The following is a 7,940-nucleotide window of genomic DNA, read 5'->3' on the forward strand; positions in this document are numbered from 1 at the left end:
TGTAAAGGTGTCAGCCTATGTGTGCACACAGAGCGGCGCCATGCCCGTACTGCCGGGCGAGATTACGGCCAGCGTTAAACGATAACACAGAATCATGATATTTTAGCAATGCCTGCCGGGGCCGCAGGGATGCGTTTCCGGCAGTTTTATTTTTTAGCATGGCCAGTGCATGATTTTTTATAATGCGATGCCGGTGTAAGTATGTTTTCAGCCCTTTTGGGGCATAAAAGCATATCATACGGCAATATGTATGGCCGCAAAGATTCTTGTGGACGCTGTAAATGATTGATAATCAACGGATTGTCTTAAAAGTCTATGTTAACTAAATGCCTCCGGCCTTCGATCTTGGCTGTTGTGACAGGGGTTGAATCCCGTAGGCATGATATCTATTCGGCATAAAAATGCGGCTCCGGAGAGCCGCATTGCCATGAGTCAGACGATGTATGACACATGGCTTCCGGATGTCTCTTACTACAAAAATGCGCTTTTTCTGTTTAGCGAAAAAGTTTTTATCTCACGCCTGTACAATGTGAGAGTTATGTAAAGTTTTCACGGTTTTTGTATGCTGAGGCATCCGGAGTGCCGTTTTTTATGGTCCTGTTGCCGTATTGCTTCGTGCTCGCCGCCCTTGTGGGGCATGCTGAAGAGCCATGGCCGGCATGCTTTTGCCGATGCAGAAAATATCCTCATGACATCAGGTCTCACTCATCCCGAATCCGGCCATAAGTCCTGTCTGATAAGTGCCGGCGCGAGGCTGTTTTCCAAAAGACCGCCTTTTGCGTTGTAAAAGGCCACAAATCGCGCGCTGAAAAGCCACCTTTTGCAGCCCGAAAGGCCACCTTTTGCAAAGGCTCCTGTAACATTCTGTAACACAGCTACATACGTGCGTCATGCCGTAATCGTGTGAGTGTGTTGCCAAAGTTAGTAAATTTTGGTAAAAATAATGCTGCAAACGGCGAGTTTTCGGTATAAAAAATGATACCTTCCGGCCGTTTTTTCATAAATTAAGCTTTGCCGGTTTCGTATATGTTTATATTCCGTTCATATTTATTTCTGCCATATTAAATTTGCGAATAAATGTCTTTTAAACATTATTTTTTGCCAAAATACCCCCTTTGTAATAAAAATAAACGTTCAAATCATGTAAATTTTGTTTCATGAACGATTTTTTCTATCCTCAGGAAACATATTTTAGACACCCCATGCACAATATACACTACATTTGCAACCGAAAATTTTACATAACTAAACATTAAATAAAACTTTTGATGATTATGAAGATATTCAGTCAAACGTCAACAAAACTTGGCATGGTTGCGCTCCTGCCATTGTTTGCTCTCACGTGCGCACAGGCACAAACAAATGAAAGTAAGGACAAGAGCGGCAGTTCTTCGAAAGAGGAAGGCAACCGCAACGTGATGCTCAACGCAGCAAGTGCTAACGGACCGCGCGAGATTCAGATTGGTCTGCCCTCGGCCGACGTCAACGTGCTCGAGAACGGTCTGCCCGTTACTTATGCCACCAACCCACACTCTGTGAACTCCAACTGGCGCTCGGATGCGAGCCTGAGTCACGTGGGACTTCTGAAGATATCTGAGACGGCCATCACAACCGGTAACATCGGATACGCCGTCAACTCTTTCACACAGCTCGGACAGGAAGGCTTTCACGGAAAGCTCGACTACAAGTCGAACCACTTCGGACTGCAGGAATTCTCGCTGAACCTCAACGGCTCTATGGGCAAGGGATGGTATTACAGCGCCAACATGTATCAGGACTTCGACCCGGGAACATTCAACATCAAGCTCACTCCTTATCAGGACCGCACCCAGATATACAAGGCTGCCCTGACAAAGCTCTACGACAAGGGCCGCGGTGAGTTTACAGCCATCTACCATTACTCTAACAGCCACCCCGTATACACCTTTGCCACACAGTCGGCACCGTTCATATATGTAGGCGACGGAAGCGTCAAGGAGTATGGCGACTTCAAGCTCGGAACAACATCTTATCTGCCTACCGACAACAACATCGTATACCGCGACATGCGTACGGGCGAGCTGAAGCAGACCACTCTGTATGACGCTTCAGAGAACCACTCAAGCGAGGTTACGCTTATGAACACATACAAATGGGACAACGGTCTGACATGGAAAATCATCGGACGCTACGACAACGCCCACGGCGCGCTGGTTTATCAGACACCTATGTCGCTGATAAAGGTAAGCGGCGACAACACATATAATTATGTTACACGCGGAATAGACGGACAGCTCACATCTTATAAAGGCGACTACGTGCAGACACGTATGTCTTGTCTCAACAGCGGCGACATCGACGAGCTGATGTTCACGTCAGAGCTTTCAAAGAAATTCAGGACATCAACACTCCGCGTAGGTCTTAACGAGTGGTACTACGACATCGACTACACTTCAAACACCACTATGTATGACCAGAGCGTGCCTGCCGACGGAGGCTATGCCGTAAGACTCTACGACGCCAACAAACGCAACGACTACTTCTATGACTTCAACAAGAACGCGTCAGAGTATTACAAAGGCCATGAGAACAAGCTTGCGCTCTATATCACACACGACTGGGACATCACCCCGAAACTCAACGTCTACTACGGCGGACGCATCGAATGGCAGACACTGAGCGGCGAGAACGCTGCCGTAAGAAATGCCAACGGCGAATATGTAGGACGCTTTGCCGACTATCACCTCGGAGCAACAGCATCCGACGGAACCGTCATCAAGCCTACATCGCTCGACTACGACTGGCTGAACTACGACCTCACAGCCGCAGTTACATACAAGCTGACAAACAACTTCGGTCTGACCGGCGACTTCACATACATCGTGCAGCATCCTAAGTTTGAGAACTTCGCACCGGCAACACTGCCTAACACCGACAAGATTTCTGTTCCTCTGGGACGTGCCGGTATCTATTACAACAACTCTTGGCTGAGCCTCACTTCATTGTTCTCTTACATCTCAAAGACAAACAACAACTCTACGCTCAACCTGCAGCACAACGGCGAAATCATGGCCGCACCGCTGACATACGATATACAGACTCTGGGATGGACAACAGACGTTGTGGCTCACCCGTTCAAGGGCTTCGACCTGCACTTCCTCTTCACATACCAGAAGCCGACATACAAGAAGTATGAAACCTCAGTTACCTTCTCTGACGGATACGTAGGCAAGATCAACGCCACCGGCAACATCGTGGCCGAGATTCCTGAGGTGCTCATCGAGATCGACCCGAGCTACATGATAACCAAAGACCTCAAGATATGGACAAGCTTCCGCTACTTCAGCAAGACTTACGCCAACATCAACGAGGCTTACTACTTCAACGGCCACTGGGAGACCTTCGGCGGTATCAACTGGCAGGTAAACAAGAAACTCTCTCTCGGATGCACCGTGGTCAACTTCCTCAACCAGACCGGCGCAAAGGGAAGCATCGCAGGAGCCGAGCTTATCACAAAGGACGAGGCAAAGCAGTATGACGGACATCTGATGACAGGAAGCTACCTGCGCCCGTTCACAGTAGAGTTCTCAGCATCGCTGAAGTTCTGATAATTAAAGACACAACAATCCTATACTCATGTTCCGGCGCCCGCGGCGCTTGCATCGGGCATCGGAACATGATACAAAAAACGATAAGCAGACAGCCCCGCACGACGTGTCTGCCTGCATGCTAAAACATCCAATTAATACAGAAAATTACCTATGAACAATATTAATAAGCTTACAGCCATGTTTGCCGCAGCATGCTTTCTTTCTGCGTCTGCAGCATCAGCACAAGATATAAAGGTTACCCGCAGCGGTGACACCACAATAGTAAAGATAACCAATCCCAAGAAATATCTTATTCTGCCGGTAGAGGAAACCAAGGACGAGTCGCATGTGCTGCTCTCAACAGGTTCGCCTGCCGATACATGGATGGACGTCAGGCTGGCACGCCAGAAGACCGACTACTGCGTGCCCTTCGCCTTGGGCAACTGCAAGACGGCCACAGTAAAGATACTGAACATAAGCCCCGACGCCCTCGCCCTGAAGAATCTCACCATGTCTGACACATGGAGCGTTGAGAATACCGACTATTACCGCCCGCTATATCACCACACTCCGTCATACGGATGGATGAACGACGCCAACGGAATGGTGTATAAAGATGGCGAGTATCACCTCTACTTCCAGTATAACCCCTACGGATCTAAATGGGGCAACATGCACTGGGGACACGCTGTCAGCACCGACCTGATGCACTGGAAGGAGCTTCAGCCAGCCATCGCACGCGACACCATGGGCCACATCTTCTCAGGAAGCTCTGTAGTTGACAAGAACAACACGGCCGGATACGGCAACGGAGCCATCATAGCCCTTTATACATCGGCAAGCGACAAGAACGGACAGATACAGTGTATGGCATACAGCACCGACAACGGACGCACCTTCACAAAATATGAAGGCAACCCCGTGCTCAGGCCTTTCGACGGACTGAAGGACTTCCGCGACCCGAAAGTGTTCTGGTATGAGCCGGCAAAGGCATGGTATATGATTGTTTCTGCCGACAAGGAAATGCGCTTCTACAAGTCTGACGACCTCAAGAAGTGGACCTACATCAGCGGCTTCGGACGCGGCTACGGCATGCAGCCCTGCCAGTATGAGTGCCCCGACTTTGTTCAGCTGCCCGTAAACGGCGACAAGAACAACATGAAGTATGTAATGCTCATGAACGTTAATCCGGGATGTCTCTTCGGCGGAAGTGCCACAGAATATTTCGTTGGCGACTTCGACGGCAAGAACTTCACTTGCGTTGACGACCCGCACGTGCCTAAATGGCTCGACTATGGCAAGGACCACTATGCAACAGTGTGCTTCTCAAACACGGGCGACCGCGTTATAGCTCTGCCCTGGATGAGCAACTGGCAGTATGCCAACGTTACGCCTATCAAGCAGTACAGAGGTGCCAACGGTTTGCCGCGCGAGCTTTCGCTCTATACAAAAGACGGCCGCTATTATGTTGCAGCCAACGTTGCTCCCGAGGTTAAGGCCATCAGAAAGGAAACAAAGACTGTTGAAGACATCAAGACCGGCGCAAGCGTTGACAAGAAGGGCGTGGCAGCCGGATACGACGGAGCCTTCGAGATAGAGTTCGACGTAACGCCTGCAGCCGACGGAACAGCCGGAATAGAGGTGTACAACGACAAGGGCGAGAAGACCATGATATACTTCGACCTGAAGCAGATGCGCGTCGTTATGGACCGTACACAGAGCGGACTGACCGACTTCGGCAATCTGGCAGAGCCTCACGACATAGAGAAGAAGGCCGACGCCGCACGCCAGAGCAAGGGCCAGCAGCCAATGCGCATAGAAAACGCAGTGAACTATAAGAACGACTTTGCCCTCGGAACATGGGCTCCGCTTAACCTCTGCGAGGACAAGACATATCATGTAGACGTGTTCGTTGACAAATGCTCTGTAGAGCTCTTCGTCGACGGCGGACGCATCGCCATGACCAACCTCGTGTTCCCCACAAAGCCGTACGATTCAGTTAAGTTCTATTCAGAAGGCGGCAAGTCAGCTTTCTCACAGATAAAGGTTTATAAACTTGGCATGTAATTCAGACGCGTTATGAAGAAATTTTGTTTTATCATGACAACTCTGCTTATTGCGGCGACGGCTGCCGTAGCGCAAAAGACCATACGCGTAAGCACTGACAACACCGACCTGATTATGCAGGTCAACAACAACGGCCGTCTCTATATGGTCTATCTTGGCGACAAGCTCCTCAATGCTTCGGATGCCGACAGGCTCGACTGGACCATTGACACAGGATCAGACGCAAGCGTGAGCAAGCGCGGACATGAGGCCTACATGTGCTCAGGAGGCGAAGACTTCTTTGAGCCGGCACTCGGACTGACACATGCCGACGGCAACAAGACTACATATCTTTATTACAAAGACTCGCAGACCAAGGCCGTGGACGGCGGCAACGAGACCGTGATAACCCTTGCCGACAATAAGTATGACGTTGAGGTGCGCCTTCACTATGTGGCTTACACAAAGCAGAATGTGATAAAGGCGTGGAGCGAAATAACCAACAAGGAGAAGGGCGACATATCTCTCTGGAAGTATGCCAGCGCCATCCTGTATTTCAGTTCGCAGAAATATTTCCTGACAAACTATCATGGCGACTGGGCACGCGAGGCCCAGCCTGCCGTGCAGCAGCTTACATACGGCAAGAAGGTGATAGACACAAAGCTCGGCACTAGGGCTGCAATGCACACTCAGCCGTTCTTCGAACTGGGCCTCGACGCTCCTGCTGCCGAGAACAGCGGCCGCGTGATGCTCGGCACGATAGCATGGACGGGCAACTTCAGATGCATCTTCGAGGTTGACAATGTGGGCGGACTGCGCGTCATTCCGGGCATCAATCCCTATGCCTCTGACTATAAGCTGAAGCCGGGCAAGACTTTCGTTACGCCTGAGTTTATATTCACTCTCAGCAACCAGGGCACCGGACTTGCAAGCCGCAACCTGCACGACTGGGCACGCCAGTATCAGCTCAAGGACGGAACGGGCGACCGCATGACTCTGCTCAACAACTGGGAGAGCACAGCGTTCGACTTCAATCAGGAGAGCCTTGCTGCCTTGATGAAAGACGCCAAGAACCTCGGTGTAGACATGTTCCTGCTCGACGACGGATGGTTTGCCAACAAATATCCGAGAAACGACGACAAGGCCGGACTGGGCGACTGGGAGCCTAACCACTTTAAGCTGCCCGGCGGAGTGAAGGCTCTTACCGAGGCTGCCGACGAGGCAGGCGTGAAGTTCGGTATATGGATAGAGCCTGAGATGGTAAATCCAAAGAGTGAACTCTTCGAGAAACATCCCGACTGGGTTATCATGCAGCCCGGACGCGAGCCGTATTACTACCGCAACCAGCTCGTGCTCGACCTTGCCAACCCTAAGGTGCAGGACTATGTGTTCAGCGTTGTGGACAACATACTGAAGGAAAACCCCGGCGTGGCTTACTTCAAGTGGGACTGCAACAGTCCGATAACCAATATCTACTCGCCTTACCTGCGTCAGAATCAGGGCAATCTTTATGTCGATTATGTCAGAGGACTCTACAACGTGCTTCATCGCATAGCCGCCAAGTATCCTCATGTGCCCATGATGCTGTGTTCTGGCGGCGGCGCACGCTGCGACTATGAGGCCCTCAAATACTTTACTGAGTTCTGGTGTTCAGACAACACCGACCCGTTTGAGCGCATCTACATACAGTGGAGCATGTCGAAGTTCTTCCCCGTAAAGGCCATGGCTTCGCACGTAACAGAGTGGAACAAGAACACAAGCATGAAGTTTCGTCTCGACGTGGCAAGCATGTGCAAGCTCGGATTCGACATCGACATGGCATCGCTCTCGCAGACTGACTATAAGCTCTGCCAGCAGGCCGTTGCCAACTACGACAGGCTGAAGCCCGTCATTCTCGACGGCGACATGTTTAAGCTGGTTTCGCCTTACGAGGGCAACCATGCTGCCGTTAACTATGTTACAAAGGACAAGAAGAGCGCCGTGGTGTTTGCCTACGACCTGCATCCGCGCTACAAGGAGCCCGTGCTCAACCTGAAGCTTCAGGGCCTCGACCCGACACTGACCTACAACGTCAATGAGATTAACCTCGCCGACGGTCAGGAAGGTCTGTCAGGCTCGTTCACAGGCGACTATCTCATGAAGATAGGACTGCCGCTCTTCTCGCCGGTAGACGGTTCAAGCCGCGTGCTCGAGCTTACGGCAATGTAATTTCCGGATACCCTTATTTATTATAAATAGTAATTTAACCTGAGTTTTTCGGAGCAATGGGCAGGTTGCGACTCTCTCTCAGCCTGCCTCATTGCTGACCGAAATTAAATCGAACAG

3 protein-coding genes are annotated in these 7,940 nt (G+C 50.7%); all 3 read left to right on the forward strand.

The window, feature by feature from the left end; all coding sequences use genetic code 11:
* Nucleotides 1–1,274 precede the first annotated feature (1,274 nt).
* The 3 genes from ACU52_RS14285 to ACU52_RS14295 all read left to right on the forward strand — a co-directional run bounded on the left by ACU52_RS14285 (nt 1,275) and on the right by ACU52_RS14295 (nt 7,823).
* Nucleotides 1,275–3,587 carry a TonB-dependent receptor gene (locus ACU52_RS14285; protein WP_053399288.1) on the forward strand — a complete coding sequence of 771 codons (2,313 nt, stop codon included), beginning with the start codon at nt 1,275–1,277 and terminating at the stop codon, nt 3,585–3,587.
* Between the two features lie 153 nt (nt 3,588–3,740).
* Entirely contained in the window at nt 3,741–5,636 is a 1,896-nt protein-coding gene (locus ACU52_RS14290) for a glycoside hydrolase family 32 protein (RefSeq protein ID WP_053399286.1), read from the forward strand.
* Between the two features lie 12 nt (nt 5,637–5,648).
* Nucleotides 5,649–7,823: an alpha-galactosidase gene (locus ACU52_RS14295; RefSeq protein ID WP_053399287.1), complete on the forward strand. Its 2,175-nt coding sequence runs from the start codon at nt 5,649–5,651 to the stop codon at nt 7,821–7,823.
* Nucleotides 7,824–7,940 lie beyond the last annotated feature (117 nt).

This window comes from Xylanibacter rarus (assembly GCF_001275135.1).
Lineage (GTDB): Bacteria > Bacteroidota > Bacteroidia > Bacteroidales > Bacteroidaceae > Prevotella > Prevotella rara.